The 21,846-nt window shown below is 70.6% G+C and carries 17 protein-coding genes; 15 read left to right on the forward strand and 2 right to left on the reverse strand.

What is annotated here, in order from left to right; genetic code table 11:
- Positions 1-91: 91 nt before the first annotated feature.
- Together sucD and sucC are read right to left on the reverse strand one after the other, a co-directional pair.
- Complete coding sequence (gene sucD, locus GR130_RS35180; protein WP_159508450.1) at positions 92-976, reverse strand: succinate--CoA ligase subunit alpha; 885 nt, start codon at positions 974-976, stop codon at positions 92-94.
- Positions 977-997: 21 nt separating this feature from the next.
- A complete protein-coding gene (sucC, locus tag GR130_RS35185) occupies positions 998-2,176 on the reverse strand; it encodes an ADP-forming succinate--CoA ligase subunit beta (RefSeq protein ID WP_159508451.1) in 1,179 nt (392 codons plus the stop codon).
- Between the two features lie 777 nt (positions 2,177-2,953).
- Between sucC and GR130_RS35190 the strand changes: the two genes are divergently transcribed.
- The 15 genes from GR130_RS35190 (at position 2,954) to GR130_RS35260 (ending at position 21,843) form a co-directional block, all read left to right on the forward strand.
- Complete coding sequence (locus tag GR130_RS35190; protein ID WP_159508452.1) at positions 2,954-4,801, forward strand: phage tail sheath family protein; 1,848 nt, start codon at positions 2,954-2,956, stop codon at positions 4,799-4,801.
- Between the two features lie 78 nt (positions 4,802-4,879).
- Positions 4,880-5,404, forward strand: a complete 525-nt coding sequence (locus GR130_RS35195; protein ID WP_159508453.1) for a phage tail protein — start codon at positions 4,880-4,882, stop codon at positions 5,402-5,404.
- A 106-nt stretch (positions 5,405-5,510) separates the two neighbouring features.
- The gene (locus GR130_RS35200; protein WP_159508454.1) at positions 5,511-6,266 is read left to right on the forward strand and encodes a T4 family baseplate hub assembly chaperone; all 756 of its coding nucleotides are present in this window, start codon (positions 5,511-5,513) and stop codon (positions 6,264-6,266) included.
- Entirely contained in the window at positions 6,259-7,092 is an 834-nt protein-coding gene (locus GR130_RS35205) for a hypothetical protein (RefSeq protein ID WP_159508455.1), read from the forward strand. Before GR130_RS35200 ends, GR130_RS35205 begins: the two co-directional genes overlap by 8 nt.
- Before the next feature lie 217 nt (positions 7,093-7,309).
- Entirely contained in the window at positions 7,310-8,338 is a 1,029-nt protein-coding gene (locus GR130_RS35210) for a DUF4255 domain-containing protein (protein WP_159508456.1), read from the forward strand.
- A 33-nt stretch (positions 8,339-8,371) separates the two neighbouring features.
- Positions 8,372-10,411, forward strand: a complete 2,040-nt coding sequence (locus tag GR130_RS35215) for an ATP-binding protein (protein WP_159510421.1) — start codon at positions 8,372-8,374, stop codon at positions 10,409-10,411.
- 65 nt (positions 10,412-10,476) lie between these two features.
- On the forward strand, positions 10,477-10,785 hold the full coding sequence (locus GR130_RS35220; protein ID WP_236573805.1) for a hypothetical protein: 309 nt from the start codon (positions 10,477-10,479) through the stop codon (positions 10,783-10,785).
- Positions 10,782-17,600, forward strand: coding sequence for an eCIS core domain-containing protein (locus tag GR130_RS35225; protein WP_159508457.1), 6,819 nt, complete (start codon positions 10,782-10,784; stop codon positions 17,598-17,600). The genes GR130_RS35220 and GR130_RS35225 overlap by 4 nt, the downstream gene beginning before the upstream one ends.
- A 4-nt stretch (positions 17,601-17,604) precedes the next feature.
- Positions 17,605-18,174 (forward strand): hypothetical protein, encoded by a 570-nt coding sequence (locus GR130_RS35230; protein ID WP_159508458.1) that lies wholly within the window; start codon positions 17,605-17,607, stop codon positions 18,172-18,174.
- Positions 18,175-18,218: 44 nt separating this feature from the next.
- Positions 18,219-18,890, forward strand: a complete 672-nt coding sequence (locus GR130_RS35235; protein WP_159508459.1) for a hypothetical protein — start codon at positions 18,219-18,221, stop codon at positions 18,888-18,890.
- Between the two features lie 3 nt (positions 18,891-18,893).
- Positions 18,894-19,277 (forward strand): hypothetical protein, encoded by a 384-nt coding sequence (locus tag GR130_RS35240; protein WP_159508460.1) that lies wholly within the window; start codon positions 18,894-18,896, stop codon positions 19,275-19,277.
- A complete protein-coding gene (locus tag GR130_RS35245) occupies positions 19,270-20,412 on the forward strand; it encodes a hypothetical protein (RefSeq protein ID WP_159508461.1) in 1,143 nt (380 codons plus the stop codon). Before GR130_RS35240 ends, GR130_RS35245 begins: the two co-directional genes overlap by 8 nt.
- Before the next feature lie 124 nt (positions 20,413-20,536).
- Positions 20,537-21,061 (forward strand): phage baseplate assembly protein V, encoded by a 525-nt coding sequence (locus tag GR130_RS35250; protein ID WP_159508462.1) that lies wholly within the window; start codon positions 20,537-20,539, stop codon positions 21,059-21,061.
- Positions 21,062-21,112: 51 nt separating this feature from the next.
- Positions 21,113-21,460 (forward strand): hypothetical protein, encoded by a 348-nt coding sequence (locus GR130_RS35255; RefSeq protein ID WP_236573806.1) that lies wholly within the window; start codon positions 21,113-21,115, stop codon positions 21,458-21,460.
- Entirely contained in the window at positions 21,457-21,843 is a 387-nt protein-coding gene (locus GR130_RS35260) for a GPW/gp25 family protein (RefSeq protein WP_159508464.1), read from the forward strand. Before GR130_RS35255 ends, GR130_RS35260 begins: the two co-directional genes overlap by 4 nt.
- Positions 21,844-21,846 lie beyond the last annotated feature (3 nt).

Here is a 21,846-nt window from a genome sequence, read left to right on the forward strand (position 1 = left end):
ACCACCGCCCGCAGGCGCGACGGCCGTGGGCCCGCACCCCTGGGGGTACGGGCCCACGGCCGTCACATCGGCGGTGCCGCCTCGGGAGCCGTCAGCCGCCGAGGATCTCGCGGGCCAGCAGCGCGGTCTCGGACGGGGTCTTGCCGACCTTCACGCCCGCGGCCTCCAGGGCCTCCTTCTTCGCCTGGGCGGTGCCGGACGAGCCGGACACGATGGCGCCGGCGTGGCCCATCGTCTTGCCCTCGGGCGCGGTGAAGCCCGCGACGTAGCCGACGACCGGCTTGGTGACGTTGGCCTTGATGTAGTCGGCCGCACGCTCCTCGGCGTCGCCGCCGATCTCGCCGATCATCACGATCAGGTCGGTGTCGGGGTCGGCCTGGAACGCCTCCAGGGCGTCGATGTGCGTGGTGCCGATGACCGGGTCGCCACCGATGCCGACGGCCGAGGAGAAGCCGATGTCACGCAGCTCGTACATCATCTGGTAGGTCAGCGTGCCGGACTTCGACACCAGACCGATGCGGCCGGGCTTGGTGATGTCGCCCGGGATGATGCCGGCGTTGGACTGGCCGGGGGTGATCAGGCCGGGGCAGTTCGGGCCGATGATGCGGGTCTTGTTGCCCTTGGCCTTCGCGTACGCCCAGAAGGCGGCGGAGTCGTGCACCGCGATGCCCTCGGTGATGACGACGGCCAGCGGGATCTCGGCGTCGATCGCCTCGACGACGGCGGCCTTGGCGAAGGCCGGCGGGACGAAGAGGACGGAGACGTTGGCGCCCGTCTTCTCCATCGCCTCCTTGACGGAGCCGAAGACCGGGACGGCGTTGCCGTCGAAGTCGACCTCGGTGCCCGCCTTGCGCGGGTTGACGCCGCCGACGATGTTGGTGCCGTCACCGAGCATCAGCTTGGTGTGCTTCATGCCGGTGGCACCGGTCATCCCCTGGACGATGACCTTGCTGTCCTTGGTGAGGAAGATAGCCATGGTTGTTGGAGTCCTCGTCCCTTACTTGGCCGCGGCCAGCTCGGCGGCCTTGTCGGCCGCACCGTCCATCGTGTCCACACGCTGCACCAGCGGGTGGTTGGCGTCCGAGAGGATCTTGCGACCCAGCTCCGCGTTGTTGCCGTCGAGGCGGACGACCAGCGGCTTGGTGACGTTCTCGCCCTTGGACTTCAGGAGCTCCAGGGCCTGCACGATGCCGTTGGCGACCTCGTCGCACGCGGTGATACCGCCGAAGACATTGACGAACACGGACTTCACGTCCGGGTCGCCGAGGATGATCTCCAGGCCGTTCGCCATGACCTCGGCGGAGGCGCCGCCGCCGATGTCGAGGAAGTTGGCGGGCTTGACGCCGCCGTGGTTCTCGCCGGCGTAGGCGACGACGTCCAGGGTGCTCATGACGAGACCCGCGCCGTTGCCGATGATGCCGACCTGGCCGTCGAGCTTGACGTAGTTCAGGCCCTTGGCCTTGGCGGCGGCCTCCAGCGGGTTGGCCGCGGCCTTGTCCTCCAGGGCCGCGTGCTCCGCCTGGCGGAACTCGGCGTTCTCGTCGAGGGAGACCTTGCCGTCGAGCGCGATGACGCGGCCGTCGGCGACCTTGGCCAGCGGGTTGACCTCGACGAGGAGGGCGTCCTCCTTGATGAAGGTCTCCCACAGGGTCACCATGATCTCGGCGACCTGCTCGGCGACGTCGGCCGGGAACTGCGCCTGCGCCACGATCTCGCGGGCCTTCTCGATCGAGACGCCCTCGTTGGCGTCGACCGGGACCTTCGCGAGCTTCTCGGGCGTCTTCGCCGCGACTTCCTCGATCTCCACGCCGCCCTCGACCGAGGCCATGGCCAGGAAGGTGCGGTTGGTGCGGTCGAGGAGGTACGAGACGTAGTACTCGTCGGCGATCTCCGGAGCCGTCTCCGCGATCATCACCTTGTGGACCGTGTGGCCCTTGATGTCCATGCCGAGGATGTCCGTCGCGCGGGCGACGGCCTCGTCCGCCGAGGCGGCCAGCTTCACGCCGCCGGCCTTGCCGCGGCCGCCGACCTTCACCTGCGCCTTGACGACCGACTTGCCGCCAAGGCGCTCGGTCGCCGCGCGGGCCCCCTCAGGCGTGTCGATGACTTCACCGGCCAGCACCGGTACACCGTGCTTGGCGAAGAGGTCCCTCGCCTGGTACTCGAACAGGTCCACGCGCGTCCGTCCCTTGTCTTCTCAGAATCGCCGTAGTGATCGCGGTTCGTTGTCTGCGATGGGCGTGCCGCGAAGGGCAACGTGACGGCGCTGTCACAGGGGAGGCGTATACACGGAGTCCGGATACGCGGCATGTCCGTCTCGCAGGTTATCGCCGCAGGACGCGCGGCCCTAAATCGCAGATCACACTCCGGCGGTGATTACGGTCACAGATCTTTAAGCCAAGTTAGCTCTCCGTCGCATTTCCGCATGCCGCCGACGGGGTGCGGGACATATTCCGCCGGTCGCCGGCCACGGCGCGGCGGTCGTGTCGCCATCCGCCGTGCACTCCGATGCCGTGCGCCGTTCGCGCGCGGGGGCGGCGGCACCCGGGCGCCCCGTCCGGCGCGGTTCCGGTTCCGGGTATGCGGGAATCCGCTTGGAGAGAAGGTGCGCAAGGGCCGCACAACACCTCCGCACAGGGTGTCCGGAACACCCCCTTGACCCCTCAACTCCCCACAGCGGAGACTGCGTTGCGCACTTATGCATCAGGAGTCACAAGCCGGAGTCGCGCTTCGGGCTTGGTCCCGTGCAGGTCGGTCGGCAGATCGTTCCGCACGGGTGCAGACGGGGGAACTTGATGGGTGCTGGGGGATGCACGACCGCTGCGGAGCTGACCGGTCGCGGCCGTGGGCCCTTCCGCACCCGCCTTCCCTCCCCCTTCTTCCCACCATCCCTCCCGGCGTTCTCGATTTCTTGGTGTCCTCACACTCGGTGCCCAAGGGGATTGGAGGGGGAATGCCGACACATACGGCCTATCCCGGCGTCTATGTCGAAGAGCTTCCCAGCAGCATCCGCAGCATCACCACCGTTACGACATCCGTCACCGCGTTCGTCGGCCACACGCGGCGCGGCCCGCTCAACCACCCGGTACAGATCACCAGCTTCGCCGACTTCGAGCGCCGCTTCGGCGGGCTGACCTCGCGCAGCCCGGTCGCGTACGCCGTCCACCAGTTCTTCGGCAACGGCGGCGCCGTCGCGGTGATCGTCCGGGTCGCCAGGGCCGGCAGCGGCAAGGAGGCCCAGGTCGTCCTGGAGTCCACCGAGGGCCACAGCCAGTGCCCCGTACTGGAGGTGCACGCCAAGGAGCCCGGCGTCTGGGGCGACGGCCTGCGGGTCGCCGTCGACCACGACACCCCGTGCCCGGACGACACCTTCAACCTCCAGGTCCTCGACGCGCACGGCTCCGCCCGGGAGTCCTTCTCCGGCCTGTCCATGGATCCCGGCGACGGCCGGTACGCCGAGACGGTGGTCAACGCCGGCTCCGCGCTGATCCGGGTGGCCGTGGTAGGCGAGGGCCGCCCCGACCCGTCCGGCACCGTCTCCAAGGCGTTCCACCGCGAACTGCCCGATCTGAACGTCGACTTGACGGTGAAGATCGGCGAGGTGGAGCGCGAGTTCACGCTCTACGACCCGGACTGCGACGGCCCGGCGCCGTGCGATGTCACCGAACTGGCGCTGCTCCTGGAGCACAAGCTGCGGTCCCTGCCGGACGCCCCGGGCAAGCACGCCTTCGCGGGCACCCAGGTCACCGCCTTCGGGCGCCGCATCCAGGTCGTCGCCGGCTCCACCGACCCCGACGACGTGGTCCGCTTCCTCGGCGAGTGCGCCAACGACCTGGGCCTGGAGGCGTCCGTCAACCCGCCGGTGTTCGCCCTGTGCGGCGGCGAGGACGGCGACCCGCCGGGACCGCGCGACATCATCGGCAGCGAAGCCCGCAAGAGCGGCCTCCAGGCGCTGCGCGACGTCCCCGACGTCAATCTGCTCGCCCTGCCCGAACTGGCCTCGTACGAGTCCGTCGACGACATGCTCACGGTGCTCTCGGCGGCCGAGCGGCTGTGCACGGAGCGGCGGATGTTCCTGCTCGCCGACGCGCCCGCCGCCTGGGGCAGCGTGGACGCCGCCCGGGCCGGCATCGGCGCCTTCGACCCGGTCCGCGGCAACCACTCCGCGCTGTACTTCCCGCACCTCCAGCTCACCGACCCGCTCACCGGCCGGCTGCGCTCCTTCCCGCCGTGCGGCGCCGTCGCCGGCGTCATCGCCCGTACGGACGGCGAGCGCGGGGTGTGGAAGGCGCCGGCGGGCACCGAGGCGCGGCTGGCGGGGGTGCACGCCCTGACGGTGAAGCTGACGGACCGCGAGAACGGGCTGCTCAACCCGCTCGGCGTCAACTGCCTGCGCACCTTCCCGGTGGTCGGCCCGCTGGTCTGGGGCGCCCGCACGCTGGCGGGCGCGGACGCGCTGGACAGCGAGTGGAAGTACGTCCCGGTGCGCCGGCTGGCCCTCCACGTGGAGGAGAGCCTGCTGCGCGGCCTCCAGTGGGTCGTCTTCGAGCCGAACAACGAGCAGCTCTGGCAGCAGATCCGGCTGAACGCCTCGGCGTATCTGCACTCCCTCTTCGAGAAGGGCGCCTTCAAGGGCGGCACGCCGCGGCAGGCGTACTTCGTCAAGTGCGACAAGGACACGACGACGGAGGCGGACATCGAGAACGGGATCGTGAACGTCGTGGTCGGCATCGCGCCCGTCAGGCCGGCCGAGTTCGTGATCGTCAAGATCCAGCAGCTGGCCGGGCAGTTCGACCTCTAGCCCAGGGACGCGAAGGCACAGGACGTGCAGGCACAGGACATGCAGGCACAGTGCAGGCAAAGGACGTGAAGGATTCCGATGGCTGAGTTTCAGATCAACGCCCATCGCTTCGACCCGTACAAGAACTTCAAGTTCCTGGTGCTGTGGGACGGCCGTACGGTCGCGGGGGTCAGCAAGATCAGCCCGCTGAAGCGCACCACCGAGGTCGTCAAGCACCGCAACGGCGGCGACCCCAGCTCACCGCGCAAGTCGCCGGGCCGCTCCGAGTTCGAGGGCATCACCCTGGAGCGCGGGGTGACCCACGACCCGGAGTTCGACCGCTGGGCCAACAAGGTCTGGCAGGTCGGCGCCGGCCTCGGCTCCGAGGTCTCGCTCGCCGACTTCCGCAAGGACATCGTCATCCAGGTCCTCAACGAAGCCGGCCAGGTCGCCGTCTCGCACAAGATCTACCGCTCCTGGCCGAGCGAGTACCAGGTCCTCGGCGAGATGGACGCCAACGCCAACGCCGTCGCCATCCAGAGCCTCAAGCTCGAATGCGAGGGCTGGGAGCGCGACTACGAGGTCCCCGAACCCCAGGAGCCGTCCTTCACGCATCCGGCGTGAGGGGCGACTCGACCGTGCGGGGTGAGTGACGGCCGACGCAACCATCCGGCGTGACGGGCGGGGCACAGGACGAGGCAACGGCACAGGCAGCGGGACGAGGTGAGGAATGGCGGTCACGGGACCCGCGGAACTGCTGGCCACCTGGGAGGCCGGGCTGGACCGGCAGAGCGCCGGCCGGGCCCTGCTGCTGCACCGCGCGGCCCGCCCCGGGGCGGACACCGACGCACTGCTGTCGGTGCCGCTCGGGGAGCGGGCGGCCGATCTCTTCGCCCTGCGCCGGGCGCTGTTCGGCGACCGGATGCAGGTGAAGATCGACTGCGCCGGGACGGAGTGCGGTGCGGCGATGGAGTTCGAGCTGGACGCACGGGAGTTGGGCGCCGCCCGCCCGCAGCTGCCCGCGGGCGGACTGCGGGTGGCGGAGGGCGAGTGGGAGGTGGCGTTCCGGTTGCCCGGCGCCGCGGATCTCACCGCCGTATCGGCCGTTGCGGCGGACGAGGCCGACGCCCGGCGGCGGCTGGCCGCCCGCTGTGCGGTCTCGGCCGCGCGGGGCGGCCGGGAGGCGTCGGCGGACGAGGTCGGGCAGCTGCCCGGAGCGGTGCTCGATCGTTTCGCCAGGGCGGCCGAACAGGCCGACCCCGGAGCGGAGTTGACGCTGAACATCGCCTGCCCCGAGTGCGGCGCGGCCACCCCGGCGGAGCTGGACATCGCCGCGTACCTGTGGACCGAGTTGGACGCCTGGGCGCGGGACGTGCTCCTCGACGTCCATCTGCTCGCCTCGGCCTACGGCTGGAGCGAGCCCGAGATCCTGGCGCTGAGCCCGCTGCGCCGCCGCTACTACCTGGAGCTGTGCGCGGATGTCTGAGCAGATACCCGGCGAGTCCGGCGAGTCCGGCGACTACTTCGGCCGGCTGCTGGCGCGCTATGCGCCGGCACCGACGGGCCCCGGCGATCCCTTCGGAGGGCCGGGCGGACACGGCGGGGCGCCCGGCCGTCCCGACGGGGGCCGGCGGGTGCTGGTGCAGCCGCGGCTGCCGGGGCCGTTCGAGCGGGTGGAGGCACTGCGCGGCGCCGGGGCCGGCGAGGACGGCGGGACCGAGCCGCTGTATCCGCGGGCGGCGGCCGGGCCGGCCACACCGTACGCGGGCGAACAGCCGCGGTACGAGCGGGAGATCCGCACCGTCAGCGAGCGGGAGACCGTGCTGCGCAGCGAGGTGGCGCGGGCGGACCCGGCGGACGCCGGACGGACGGCCGGACCGGCCGCGGGCCCGCTGCTGCGGCCGGCGGCCGTGCCGGAACCCGGGTTGCGGGCCACTGCCGCCGAGAGCGTCCGGGCACGCGGGCGGACCGGGGCGGCGGGCGCGGAGCGCGCCGCGGCGGACCGGGCGGCCGCGTCCTCGGCGGGCGCGTCGGGAACGGCGGACGCGTCCGACGGGCCGGTCGCCGTGCTGCGTCCGCGGGCGGACGTACTGCCGCCGGCCCGTACGCCCGTGCCACGGGCCGCGCCCGGCGGGCGGCGCGGGCAGCGCGGTCCCGCCGAGCGGGTGGTGCATGTGCAGATCGGCCGGCTGGAGGTCAGTGCGGCCGGTGCGGAACGGCCCGCGGCGGGCGGCCGGCCGGCGCGCGCGGAGCGCCGCGCGCCGTCGCTGACCCTCGCGGACTATCTGGCGCGCGGGGAGCGGCCGACGTGACGGGGTTACGGGTGGGAGAGGGAGCGGGAGTGCGCGTGCGAGTGCGACTGCGGGTGGGAGTGAGGGCTGTGGGGGCGCCGGTGAGTGGGGCACCGGTGGGTGGGACACCCGTGAACGGGCCGCCGGTGAACGGAGCGGGGATGCGCAGGGCCGGGATACGCGAGGCGGGGATGCGCGGGGTGGCGCGGTCGGGGCCGGTTTCGGGGGGACGGACGTCATGAGCAACGCACTCGCGGTCGCGACGGTCACACAGGCGCTCGCGCTGCTGATCGAGCACAACCTCCATCCCGAGATCGACATGGCCGTGTCGGTGGAGACGCGCAAGCCGCCGTCCGATCCGCCGACGGACCCGACGATCACCGTGTTCCTCTACCAGGTCACCCACAACTCCTCCATGCGCAACAACGACCTGGTCACCCGTGCCTCCGACGGCACACTGCTGAAGCGGCCCGCCGCGGCGATCGACCTCCACTTCCTGATCAGCGCGTACGGGGAGGAGCAGGAGCTGGTCGGGCAGCGGCTGATCGGGAGCGTGGTGCGGACGCTGCACGAAATCCCGGTACTGCCACGTGAGTTGATCGTCGAGGCGGCCGAACGGCCCTATCTGGCGGGGAGCGACCTGGCCGAGTCGCCCCAGAAGGTGCGCTTCACGCCGACCCAGATGGATGTGGACGAGACCTCCAAGCTCTGGGGGATGCTCAACAACACGCCGTACGCCCTGTCGGTGGCCTACCAGGCGTCGCTGGTGCTGCTGGACGGCCATCAGAAGCCGGCCCCGGCGCGCCCGGTGCGGCGTCCGGAGGTGACGGTGGTGCCGGAGGTGCCGCCGGAAGAGCCGCTGCCGCCCGTGGCGCCGGACGCGCCGGTGGGGACGGAGGCTCCACCGGGGACGGCGAAGGCGGCCAAGACGGCGAAGGCGGTGCCGTCGGCGGGCACGTCGGGCACGGCGGCCGTGGATACCCGCACGGACCGCGCCGCGGGCGAGGCCCCCTCCGCCGGCGGGGCGACCGCCCCCGCGAAGCGGGCCGCGAAGAAGGCGTCGGGCGGTCGATCCGCCAAGTCCCCCGCGATCAGCGGAAGTTCGGCCGGGAGTTCGGGCGGAGACGGAGCCGGAGGTGTCGCCGGAAGTACCGCCGGGCGTCCGGCGGCACGGAGCCGCAACCGGCCGCGCAAGGCGGCGGGCGGCGGTTCGGGCGAGGCGGGCGATACGGGCGGCGCGGGCCGTACCGACGGCGGGGGGAGCTGAGACGCGGTGCGCGGCACGGGGGCGGAGAAGGACATGACGGGCAGCGGTACGAGCGGTCCGGGGAACGTCGGGGCGGCGGACGGTGGGGCCGGCGGCGAGGCGGACGGCGCGGTGCTGGCCGCTGCCGTGCGGGCCGTGCTCGCGCGCCTGGACGCCCATGCCGCGCGCGCCCGCACGGCCGCGGCGACGGAGCCGGACACCCCCCACAACACCCCCTCCCCCGCCTCCTCCCCCCTCCCCCCCTCCCTCTCCGCACCCGCGCCCGCCCTCCCCTCCCCCCGCGCTCTCGATGTGCTCACCGCGTGTTTCGGGCTCACGCGGTTCGAGCAGGAGGTCGTGCTGCTCACGGCCGCGGCCGAGCTGGATCCGACGACCGGTGCGCGCTGCGCCGCGGCCAGTGGCGATCCGGCCCGCGCGTATCCGACGTTCTCGCTCGCCCTGGCGGCGCTGGGTGAGCCGCACTGGAGCGCGCTCACGCCCGTCGCCCCGCTGCGCCGCTGGCGGCTGGTCGACCTGGAGGACGAGACCCGGCTGACCACCTGCCGGCTGCGGCTGGACGAGCGGATCCTGCACCTTCTCGTCGGTTCGCCCTATCTGGACGCGAGGTTGCACGGGCTGCTGCGCCGCACCGCCGCGCCCGAGGCGCTGCCGCCCTCGTACGAGGCGGCCGCGGGCCGGGTCGCGGCGGGGTGGGCGGGGGTGGGTCCGGAGGCGCCGTTGCGGGTCGAACTGGTCGGTGGCGATCTCCGTTCGCGGGCCGATATCGCGGCGGTGGCGGCGCGCCGTTCGGGGCTGGGGCTCTACTCCATGGCCGCCGACGACGTACCGACCGATGCGGCGGAACGCGATCGGCTGGCCCGGCTGTGGCAGCGTGAGGCGATTCTGCTGCCGGCCGCCCTGCTCGTCGAGGTCGGGGAGATGGACCGGGAGCAGCATGCCGCGGCGGATGCGTTCATCGCGGGTGCGGCGGTGCCCTTGGTGGTGTCCGGCCAGGATCCGCGGCAGACGGGGCAGCCGCGCGGGGAGCGGGTGACCGTGCCGCGGCTGTCCGACGAGGAGCAGTTGGGGGTGTGGTCGGCGGCCTTCGCGGACGTGCCTGATGTGACGGCGCGTCATTTATCCGGTTTGGTGGCGCAGTTCCAGCTGCCGCCGCATGTCGTGCGGTCGGCGGCCGCGTCGGTGCGGCGTGATCTGCCGGTTGCGGAGACGTCGGACGCCGCCGAGCTGGCCTGGCAGGCGGGGCTGACCGAGGCGCGGATGGGGCTGGACGAACTGGGCCGCCGGATCGAGCCGCGGGCGGGCTGGGACGACCTGGTGCTGGCCGAGCGGCAGTTGCGGATCCTGCAGGAGGTCGTCGCGCATGTGCGCCAGCGCAGCACGGTGTACCAGGACTGGGGGTTCGCGAAGGCGCTGCGCAGCGGTCTCGGGGTGACGGCGCTGTTCGCGGGGGGCTCCGGAACGGGGAAGACGCTGGCCGCCGAGGTCATGGCCCGGGAGCTGGGGCTGGATCTGTTCATCATCGATCTGTCCCAGGTGGTCAGCAAGTACATCGGTGAGACGGAGAAGAACCTGAGCCGGGTCTTCGACGCGGCCGAGCGGGGTGGGGCGCTGCTGCTCTTCGACGAGGCGGACGCGCTGTTCGGGAAGCGCAGCGAGGTGAAGGACAGCCATGACCGCTACGCGAACCTGGAGGTCAGCTATCTGCTGATGCGGATGGAGGCGTACCGGGGGCTGGCGGTGCTCACCACCAACATGAAGAAGGCGCTGGATTCGGCCTTCATGCGCCGTATCCGCTTCGTCGTCGACTTCCCCTTCCCGACCGAACGGGAGCGGGCCGAGATCTGGCGCCGGGTGCTGCCGTCGCAGGCGCCGATGAAGGGGATCGAGCCGGGTCTGCTGGCGCAGCTGACGGTCGCGGGCGGGTCGATCCGCAATATCGCGCTGTCGGGGGCGTTCTTGGCCGCGGAGGAGGGCGACCGGCTCCAGATGCGGCACATGCTGGCCGCCGCACGTACCGAGTACCTGAAGTTGGAGCGCTCCCTGACGCCGTCGGAGGTCCACGGATGGGTGTGAACGAGGCCGGTTTCGGGGCTGGTTACGGGGCCGGGTACGGGGGTGGCTCAGGGGCCGGGGAGGCGGTGGCGCGTCCATCGGTGGCGGGCGGGCCGGATGCCGTCGGCGGCGTCCGGATCGACATCGGGGAGCTGGTCCTGGACGGTTTCGCCTCCGGTGTGGACGCGGAGCGCGTATCGGCCGCGTTCCAGCGGGAGTTGGCCCGTCTGGTGCGGGAGGGCGGGGTGCCGCTGGCGGCGGGCGGGGCGGGTGTCGCGGTGGACGGGCTGGCCGGGCTTCCGCCGCTGCCGGCGACCGCGTCTCCGGTGCGGATCGGGCAGGCGCTGGCCCGGGCCGTGCACGCGGGGCTCGCGGGGCGGGGTGAGGTCCGGTGAGTACGGCGCAGTCGGCGGCGCAGGATGCCCGGGCGGCCCGTGACGAGAAGCGCCGGAAGCGGCGGGAGCGGGGCAGGTCGGCGGTTCCGGAGCCGAAGAACATCGTCAGCGGGGCCGGGCAGCCGCTGGATCTGAGCGTGCGGCGGGAGCTGGAGGAGCAGCTCGGCCACGACCTCGGCCAGGTGCGGCTGCACACCGACCGGGATTCCGGGCGGCTGGCGGAGCTGATGGGCGCGGACGCGTTCGCGGTGGGCCGGGACATCTTCTTCCGGGAGGGCGCCTACCGGCCGGGGACGGCGGACGGGCAGCGGCTGCTGGCACACGAGTTGCTGCACACGGTGCAGAATCCGCACGGCCTGGGGGCGCTGCGGGCGGGCCGGGACCTGGGCGCGGTGAGCCTGCCGCAGGAGTCCGCGGAGCGGGAGGCGGAGGCGGCGGCGCAGGAGTCCGTGCGGGCGGCGATGCTGGGCGCCGTACGGGACGGCGGGCCGGCGGCGGAGGTGGAGCCGGGGCAGGCGACGCCGGGGTGGCTGCGGTACGCGACGGTGGACGCGGACCGGCGGCGGATGGAGCTGGTGGATCCGGCGACGTTGGTGGACCGGCTGGCGAACGGGGTGCTGCGGTCGCTGCGGGGGGACCCGGAGGACCGGTCGGGTCGGGTGCGCCTCGAACTGGCGCGGATGGCACCGGAGTTGCAGGACTCGGTGCTGGACCGGCTGGAAGTGCGGCTGCTCAGCTCGGAGTTCGACCGGCTGCTGGACCTGGTGGCGGAGTCCGAGGCGCTGCCGGTGGGTTTCCAGCCGTCGCCGGCACCGGAGCCGGTACGGGACGCCCTCGACCTCGTAATGGAGGAGCGCGACGCCCGCGAGCAGCGTGCGCAGGGCGCCGCGCGGACGGAGAAACAGCGCGCCGAGGACGCCGGCGAGGAGAAGCGGGACGCCAAGGGGCAGGCGGAGCAGGGGGACCGGGAGCAGAGCCGGGCGCAGCGCGACGCGGCGGCGGAGAAGCAGGAGGCCGGTGAGCGCACGGCGCAGGAGGACGTACGCGCCGAGGAGAACGCGGACACCAGGCACCAGGAGCAGCAGGCCGAGGAGAAGCAGGGTCAGGAGCGCCAGGAGGCCGATCAGGCCGACGCGGCGCGAGCCGACCGGGCCCAGGACGGCGCCGAGCGGACGAAGGAGGAGCGCAAGGCACAGCGGGAGCGCGAGGAGGCCGATCCGCAGCAGGCGATGCGGCCGGGTGCCGACAAGCGCAAGCGCCTGGACGACGCGAAGAAGCCGGCGGACGGGTCGAAGCAGGAGGAGCTCGAAAAGAAGAAGAAGGAGCAGCCGGGGCCGGTCCGCCCGGAGAAGGTCGACGAGCGGGCCGATCAACGCGACAGTGCACTGTCCGAGCACGGGCTGAACGAGAAGGACGAGGAGGACGGCCCGCCGCGCGAGGAGGAGCAGCCCGTCGGGCTGGAGGCGGGTGCCGAGCGGGACATCGGCGCGGGCGGGGACGCCGGTTCGCCGGCCAGGGGCGGTCCGGGTGCGGGCGAGGCGGAGCTGAAGCCGGAGGACTTCCTGCCGGCCGCCGATCTGGACGTGTCGTCGGTGCCGACCGCCGAGCAGCCCGATGCCGCGCTGCCGTCGTTCCCCGCGCCCCCGCCCACGCGGGCCGAGCAGGTCGAGCAGCAGCGGGAGAACGCGGCCGACGACGAGGAGCACGAGGACGAGCCGGAGGCCGAGACCAAGGCGCCGGGTGCGGAACTGGGGCCGGTCGAGGGCGAGGCGCCGCAGCCGGAGCACGGGCCGGCGGCCGAGGCGGGGGACCGTACCGAGAAGGACCTCCAGCCGGAGAAGCCGGTCGAGCAGGAGGTGGGTCCGGATCCGGAGGCCGATGAGCGGCAGGCCCAGGAGCCGGAGGCCGAGGAGAAGCGGGATCCGGAGCAGGCGCAGGACCAGGACGAGGACGGTGCCCGCCGCGCCAAGCAGGACGCGGACGACAAGGACGCGGACCGGGACGCGGAGGGCGGCAGCGGCGAGGAGGCGCCCGACGCCAAGGAAGCCCAGGACGAGCAGGCGGAGAAGAAGGAGCAGGACGCTCAGGAGGAGAAGCGGGAGGCACCGGGGCAGCCGGAGGGGGCGGCGGCCGGGAAGCCGGCCGGGGTTCCGACGGACGGGGCGGCGGGCTCCGGTGCGGATGCCTCGGCGTCGTCCGGTACGGCCGCGGCGTCGGCACCGCCGGCCGGTGCGCACACGGACCGTACGCCCGGCGAGGACCGGCATCCGTCCCCCGCGGCGCGCCGGGGTGCCGAGCCGGTACGGGCCGAGCGGGAGGCGCCGGCCGCGAAGAGTGCGGTGCCGAAGGAGGCCGGGCCGGGTGCGGCGCCCGGCGGGCCGGTGGGCGGGACCGAGCCGGCTGCCCTGCCGTCGGCGGCCGCCGGGCCCGGTGGGGCGCCGTCGGTCGCCCAGGCGGCGGTGAGCCCGGCGGCCGAACAGGCCGACGATCCGGGGAAGATGGGCGCGCCGGCGCCGGAGGGGGCGAAGGCGCAGCCGGACGCCTCGCTGGAGAAGGACGGCGGGGGGTGTGCGCCGCCGGAGCCGGCTCCCGAGAAGCAGGAGGGCGGCGCGTGCGGCGGGGGCGGCGGGGGCGCGCAGGGCGCCGAGGAGAAGAAGGAGCCGCCGCCGGACGTCTCGTCGCAGGATCCGCAGTCGGCGCTGGACACGGTCGGTCAGCTCGCCCCGGACCAGGCACAGGAGGCGCTGCCGGGGCTGGACGGCGCGGCGGACAAGAAGGTCAACGACGAGCAGCAGCGGCTCGACGCGAACCCGCCGAAGCGTGAACGGCCTTCGGGGGCTCCGCAGACCCAGTCGGGGCCTCCGCAGGAGGAGGCCGCGGAGACTCCGGTCACCGGGCAGCTGGAACGGCTGGGCCCCGAGGACCAGGGCGAGAAGCAGCGGGCCAAGGGGAGCGAGAAGGCCGAGGGCGCCAAGCCGACCGACAACATCCAGACGCCGACGCTGCCGCCCGCCAAGGACGGCAAGATGACGGCCGAGGACGCCCAGAGCGTGGCGGCGGCGGCCGACCAGGTTCCGACGACCGACCCCGAGCTGCGCAACAAGACGGTCGGGCCGGCCCCCAAGATCAAGCTGGAGGGGGAGAGCGATCCGCAGCGTACGGACAGGCAGGCGGAGAAGCTCAAGGAGAAGCAGGGCAAGATCCAGGACACCGGCCGGGCGGACGCGTCCAAGTCGCTGGGCGAGGACAGGATCTTCCCGAACGCGCCCAAGGAGGAGCTCCAGGGGAAGGCCCAGGGCGGCCGGGCTCCTGCCGGGGCCGGTGGTGGCGCGGCGCCCGGTGGTACGCCGAAGCCGGGTGCCGGGGCGGTGGCCAAGCAGGAGCGCGGCGGGGACATCAAGAGCGCCACGGGCCAGGCGCGGACCGAGGTGGCCGGCAAGGAGAAGGACCAGCAGCAGGGCGAGCAGAAGGCCAAGCAGCAGAAGCAGCAGGAGATCGACGCCGAGGTCTCCCGCAACGCCGACCAGCAGACCGCCGAGCGCGGCCGGGTCGCCGACCAGGCCAGGACGGAGCGTCAGAACTGGCGCGACGAGCAGGACAAGAAGATCGACGAGGCCGACAAGGGCACCGACAAGGAGCACAAGGACGGCAACGACAAGATAACCAAGGAGCGCGACGGCAAGGACAAGGAGGTCGAGGACCGCAAGAACAGCGACAACAAGGACATCGGCGACAAGGCCGACCAGGCCGAGAAGGACGCCGAGAAGAAGAAGGAAGAGAAGAAGAAAGACTCCGACAGCCTCCTCGGCGGCCTCATCAGTGCCGTCGGCGACTTCTTCAAGGGCCTCCTGGACGCGGTCACCAAGGTCTTCGACGAGGCCCGCAAGGCCATCAACAGCGTCATCGACACCTTCAAGGACTGGGCGAACAAGGCGATCGACGCGGTCCGCGACTTCGCGGTCAAGGCCATCAACGCGGTCGCCGACGCGCTCATCGCCATCGGCGACGTCCTGCTGGCCGCCTTCCCGGAACTCCGCGACAAGTTCCGCAAGGCCATCAACGACCTGCGCGACAAGGCCATCGACACGGTCAACAAGCTCGCCGAGGGCCTCAAGAAGGCCGTCAACGACCTCCTCGACGCCCTCGCGGCCGGGCTCAACGCCCTCCTCAACGTCCTGGAGGCGGGCCTCAAGGCCGCCATCAAGATCTACCGCGACGCCATCGTCGGCGCCCTCAAGTTCGCCGAGGCCGCGATCCAGGCACTCGGCCAGTTCGCCGCCCTCGTCGCGGACATCGCCCCGGACCCCGGCGGCTGGCTCTCGAAGGCCGGCAGCGCCGCCAAGACCGGTATCCAGGAACACCTCTGGGGCGCCATCAAGACCGCCGTCAAGCAGTGGTTCGACACCAAGGTCGAGGGCATTCTCGGCCTCGGCAAGGCCGTCATCAACGTCCTGATCAAGGGCTGCATGTCCTTGAAGCAGATCGGCAAGATGGCCTGGGACGCGGTGATCGCCGCCCTCCCGATGATGATCGCCCAGCTCGTCATCGAGAAGGTCGTCTCGATGATCATCCCCGCGGCCGGCGCGATCCTCACCATCATCCAGGGGCTGATGGCCGCCTGGCAGTCCATCAGCGCGATCCTCGCCGCCTTCGGCAAGTTCTTCGCGTTCCTCAAGGCGGTGAAGTCCGGCCCGGCCGCATGCCTCTTCGCCGAAGCCGTCGCCGCCGGCGTCGTCGCCCTCCTCGAACTCATCACCAACCTCCTCCTGGCGCGCCTCGGCCGCGCCGCCAAGGGCGTCGGCACCCGCCTCAAGGGCATCGCCCAAAAAATCATGAAGGGCCTCAAGAAGGCCGGCAAAGGCGCCCGCAAGGCGGCCGGCAACGCCGTCAACCGCGCCCGCGGCGCCGTGCGCAAGGCCACCCAGGCCCTCCGCAAACCCACCGGCCCCGCCAAACCGAGGGGCCCCAAGGTCCCCACCCGCCCCGGCGCCTCCACCGAACACCATCCCACCACCCACCCCCACGCCAAGGGCCCCGCCACCTCCCACGACCGCCCCAACAGCCGCACCCCCAACCACGAACGCGACCACCGCCGCGACGAAGACGCCGCCAAGCGCCAACGCGACGCGGAGGACCCGAAGAAGCGGCCGGACCCCAAGAAGCCGGAGAACGAACACACCCCGGACCCCAAGAAGCCGACCAACGAGGAACCGGGCACCAAGACCCCCAAGAAGGAGCACGAGGAGAAGCCCCCGGAGCACAAGCCCGAGCACGAACCGGAGAAGAAGCCCGCATCCCCCAAGAAGAAAAAGGAAACCGAGGCCCCCAAGCGCACCAGGCCCCGCCAGCCCAAGTCCCCCCTGGGCCGCGCCCTCAAAAAGATCAAGGGCAAGGTCAAGTCCGCCCTCAAGAAGGTCCGCAACGCCGGCAAGGCCCTGGGCAAGAAACTCCGCAAGTCCAAACTCGGCAAGGCCCTCAAGAACGGCGCCAAGAAGGCCCGCGACTTCTTCAGGAAGAAGCGGGACCACATGCGGGACCACAAGAAGCACCGCGCGGAGCAGAAGAAGAGGCGCCGCGAGGAGCGGAAGAAGAAGGAGAAGTCCAAGGAGTCGAAGGAGCAACGGCTGGCCCGCATCGTGGCCCGCGTCAAGCCGCTGATCCAGCGGACACTTTCCCGCGGCACTACCGGAATCACCTTCCGCGCCACACTCGGCGCAATGCGGCTCTGGTATCGACTGACATCTCTGGAAGCCAAGGAGGCCGGTGCGCATCGCGAGATATGGGCCACCCTCAACCCGAAACTTCCGAGCGGAAATGCATATGTACCCCAACCCGGGGAGCTTCGCGGGATAATTCGCGAAGCCGTGACAGACCTCCTCGCCGACCGAACCATCGCTAACTCTGCCCAGAGACTCAGCAGCGAAGAATCTGCACTGCGGAACAGTGCGGCAGAGACCAAGGAAATACCGGATGCAGATCTGCCGCACATTTCACATGGGGCAGATTTCCCGGGAGCCGTGCGACACATGCAGGAACGAGGAACGGACATTCCTCGCAGCCGGATGGCGTACACGATAGGCGAAGAAAAGCAGCGGATTACCGAGAAACATGCAGGCACTCACCCCACCAACGCCGTAGTGCAAAGCATACACTCATATCCGAGCATTTCTCGCACCCTCAGAAATACCTGGAGGACATTGGCTCGCAGAGTCAAACGCAAGCAGACGAAGGGCGACCTGGACGCCAACACAGTCAACGACCTCAAGAAATTAGAACTCGAGGACGCATCCATCGCTCAGTTGGTTCAAAACTTCCTGGCGACTGGAAAATGGCCACCGGAGTTGCGCCCTGCCGAGAAGGCGAGGCTCGGCCGCCTCACATACCTGATGTACGTCCGCGAGTCCGTCCGCGACCCCGAGAATGTGGCGCTTGCCCCGATGACCATGGATCTCATAGCCCGACAGGACATGACGTTTGAACAAGCCTTCGCAGAGTTCGAACCAGAAAAGGAAGGGGCAGAGCGCAAGCGAATCGGGGGAAGGGGGCGCTTCCCAGCATCCATGGAAGGCGCGGCAGCAGCCGCCCGAGGTCTACAGGCCGAGGACAAGAAGGACCGGATCAGAGGCAAGAAGGAACACGGCGAGGAGGGGGATCGCCGAGAGCTCGAACGGCGCAAGATCGACCTTGCTACACGGTGGCTCACCGTACGCCTGGAAGGTTCAGGCGGAACCTGGGGGAACTCGAGACAAGATGTCGTAGAGTTCATCAGGAAGTTCATCATGGAACATCACGGCATAACCAACAACCGAGGGTGAACTCATGGAAAGTACCGTAAGGGTCGTACTGAAACGCGAGGTAGGTCTGGGCGACGTCGGAGTTTTCGCCTATGACCAGCATTGGGAGATCAAGTCCATCACACGTAAAGGAGAATCACCTCGCCGTCAGGTCTGGGAAACCAGAGGCGGCGACACCTTCGTAACCTACCTCGAAGATCCGTACCTCGAACTCCGTTACATCGCCGTGCAGGGGCCCCAGAGCCCTTCAGTAAGCCGCATCATCCATTCGTCACTACCCTGCTGGACGCTCGAAGAGGCATCGCAATATCTTCTGCGGGCGCACGGCCGGGACGAGAAGATTCACGGCATCTACCTGCTTGCCGCCAGCTCTCCAGGCGAGGAATCCGAAAGCATTTTGGAGATCTTGCGGTCCTGTTCACGAGATGGCGACTCTGAGGTACGCCGAGCCCTACTCGTTGGAATGGGCTACCTGGGCACGTGGGCTCAAGTGCGCGGCATCGCCGAGTTCATGAACGCCAACGACCCGGACGAAACCGTCCGCCGTGACGCCGGTCATCTTCTGGAGGGTCTGGATCTACACGACGGCACGTGAGAGCAGGCGTCACCGTATCCCAGAATTCGAAGGGGAATGAAAACATGACCCGCTACGCCGACATCCCCAAACCCATCCGTTCCGGAATAGTCGTTGTCGATCCCGAGCTTGGGATTCCGCAGCGCGTCATCGTGTTGCAGTTCAATCCCGACACGTTGGAGCGGCAGGTGGCGCCGCAGGCTGCGGGTGGGGAGGGGGACAGCGGGGGCGGTGGAGGTGGGAGTGGCGGGGATCGCAACGAGGCGCTGCGGCTGAAGGGGCCGGCGGAGGAGACGTGGAAGTTCACGGCGGAGATCGATGCCACCGATCAGCTGGATGTGGCGGCGCCGGACGGGATTCATCCGGAGTTGGCGGTGCTGGAGATGCTGGTGCAGCCGACCGTCGCGCAGTTGTTGGCGGCGTCGAAGCTGACCAAGAAGGGGACTATTGAGATCAGTCCCATCGAGACGCCGTTGACGCTGTTCACGTGGGGTAGCAAGCGCGTCATGCCGGTGCGGCTGACGGAGTTGTCGGTCAGTGAGTCGGCGTTCGATGTGAATCTGTGTCCGATACGGGCTTCGTTGAGTATCGGGATGAAGGTGCTGACGGTAAGTGATCTGCCGGCGGGACATCCCGGGGCGGCGTTGTATCTCGCGCATCTGGCGCAGAAGGAGCAGTTGGCCCGCCGGGCGAGGGGTGGGTCCTTTGCGCAGTTGGGGCTGGGGAGGGGGATCTGAGGCATGGGCATCGAGCCGTACGAGCGGGCGTTGGACGATGTGCCCGGGGCGCATCCGTATCCGCGGAGCAGCCGGTATGCGGGGATCGGGATCGGGGTGCACACGATGCCCGACGGGAGTGAAGTGCGGTACGCGAAGCGGCGGTTGTTGCCGAAGCCGGAGCGTGGCGAGGCGGAGGCCGTGACGCATGTGGTCAGCAGTGGCGAGCGGCCGGATCAGCTGGGGCAGCGGTATTTCGGGGACCCGGGGCAGTGGTGGCGGATCGCGGATGCCAACCCGGTACTGGATCCCCGGGAGTTGACGGATGAGCCGGGTGAGGAGATAGCCGTTCCGCTGCCGGGTGGGTTCCCGGGTGGGATGGGCGGGCCGGAGGTGCGGCATGGGTGATGACGCGCCGGTGGGGCGCGGGCCCATTCATGTGTCGCTGTATATGGGGCCGAAGTTGGCGCGGCTGGTGCCGCAGGAGGTCGTGGATGCGTTGCTTTCGGCGCAGATCACGAGTACGGCGGGTGAACGGAGCGGGTTTCAGCTGGCGTTCGATCTGACGAAGAAGGGGGCGATTGTCGAGCGGTTGCTGCCTGAGGGGTTCTTCGATCCGAAGACCAGGGTGATTGTGACCGTTGCGGTGCGGGGGACGCCGACGGTGCTGCTGGACGGGGTGATCGTGCGCCAGGAGGTGGGGAGCAGTAACCACCCGGGGCAGAGCACACTGACCGTCACCGGGGAAGACCTGACGCTGCTGATGGACTTGGAAGAGCGGACGGACCGGTATCCGAATCTGGCGCCCTCGCAGCGCGTTGAGCGGATTCTGGGGAAGTACGCGGATTACGGGATCGATGCGCGGATCATCCGGGAGCAGATTCCGCAGCCGCCGCGGGAGCAGGTGCGGGTCGACTACCAGACGGGGACGGATCTGCAGTATGTGAACGAACTGGCGCGGGCGAACGGGTACACGTTCTATCTGGATCCGGGGCCGGTGCCGGGGCGGTCGACGGCGTTCTGGGGGCCGGAGCAGCGGCTGGGACAGCGGCAGCACGCTCTGAACGTCAACATGGACGCGAATTCGACGGTCGACCAGCTCACCTTCGCCTACGACGGGACGGCGCGGGAGGAGCCGCAGGCCCGGGTGCAGGATCCGGTGACGCGGCAGGCGCCGCTGCTTTCGCAGCCCGATATCAGTCCACTGCGTCCGCCGTTGGGGCTGCGGGGGTCGCCGGCGCTCAAGCGGAAGACGCTGAGCGGGACGGCGAAGATGGACGAGGGGCTGGCGAAGGCGGAGGCGCTGGGGCGGGCCGCCACCAGTGCGGATGCCGTTTCGGGGTCGGGGTCGCTGGATGTGACGCGGCATGGATATGTGCTGCGGCCACGGGAGTTGGTGGGCGTGCGGGGCTCCGGGATCACCTATGACGGCGATTACTACGTGAAGTCCGTGACGCACAACCTGCGGCCCGGCTCGTATCTGCAGAATTTCACGCTGTCGCGGGAGGGGCTGATCGCGCGCAGCGGCACCGTCCGGCCGTAGCCGTAGCCGTAGCCATAGCCGTAGCCATAGCCACTGGGCGTGGGCCGGCGTCCGGCCGTATGCCGACGTCCCGCCACGCTACGCACCGTCCGCACGCAGAGTTCCGTAAGAGGAGAAGCCGCGCATGGCCGCTGCACAGAACAACCGCTTTCTCGGCAAGTTCCGTGGCCGAGTGGCGGCGAACGACGACCCGATGGGAATCGGGCGGTTGCGGGTCCAGGTCCCGGATGTGCTGGGGGACGAGACCTCCACCTGGGCGCTGCCGTGCTTTCCGTTCACCGGGGAGCGGGCCGGGCAGGTGGTGGTGCCGTCCGTCGGGGCGGGTGTGTGGGTGGAGTTCGAACAGGGCGATCCCAGTTTCCCGGTGTGGACCGGGTGCTGGTACGGGCGCCGGGAGGAGCTGCCGGAGGATGCGCAGCCGGATCCGGCGACGGCGCATCCGGTGGTGATCCAGACGCCGGGGAAGCACAAGATCGTGATGTCGGACGTGCCCACCACCGGAATTCTGCTGGAGGCTCCGGGCGGCGCCTACGTGAGGATCGACGCGACCGGGGTGCACATCAACAACGGCCACGGGGCGTCGATCTCCCTGGCCGGCGATCAAGTGGACATCAACGAGGGCCGGTTGACCGTGCCCAAGAAGCGATAGCCGGAACGGGGGAGTGAGGTCCACGTGGCCACCGGGAATGTCGGGAATGTTGTGCACGGGGGGACACTGATCGGCTGCCCGCACGGAGGGCGCGCGTTATCGGCCGCCGCGGGCGGTGCCGGCGGGGCGGACGGGGTGCGGATCGACGGCGCGCCGGTGGCGTCGACCGCGGATCCGTTCACGGTCGTCGGGTGTGCGCATGTCGTCGCGGGCCGTCCGCAGCCGTGTACCAGCGTGCGCTGGATGCCGGGCGCGGCGGCGGACGCCGTGCGGGTCGACGGGGTGCCGGTGCTGCTGGACACCACCGCGGCGATCTGTTTCAGCGCCGGGCTGGTGCCGCAGGGCCCGCCGGTCGTGGCGTTCGTCGACCAGGGCCGGCAGGGGGTTGGCAGCCGATGAGCACCACACGGAAGGTCCGTACCGAGATCGCTTTTCCGTTCCGGATCGACGGGCGCGGGCGGACCGCGCACGCCGGTCCCGACGCGCATGTACGGGATCTGATCGAGCAGTTGCTGTTCACGAGTCCGGGCGAGCGGGTGATGCGGCCGGACTTCGGCTGCGGGCTGCTGGATCTGGTCTTCACGCCGAACAGCCCGGAGTTGGCGTCGGCGGTCGAACTGTCCGTCCAGGCGTCGTTGCAGCGGTGGCTGGGCGAGCTGATCGAGGTCGAGTCGCTGGACGTGGTGAGCGAGGACAACGTCGTCCGGGTGTCTCTGCGCTATGTGGTGCGCGCCACCGCGAGCCGGCGTGACGACGTGTTCGAGGGGCGGGGCGAGGGATGAGGC

Origin of the sequence: Streptomyces sp. GS7, assembly GCF_009834125.1 — a bacterium.
Lineage (GTDB): Bacteria > Actinomycetota > Actinomycetes > Streptomycetales > Streptomycetaceae > Streptomyces.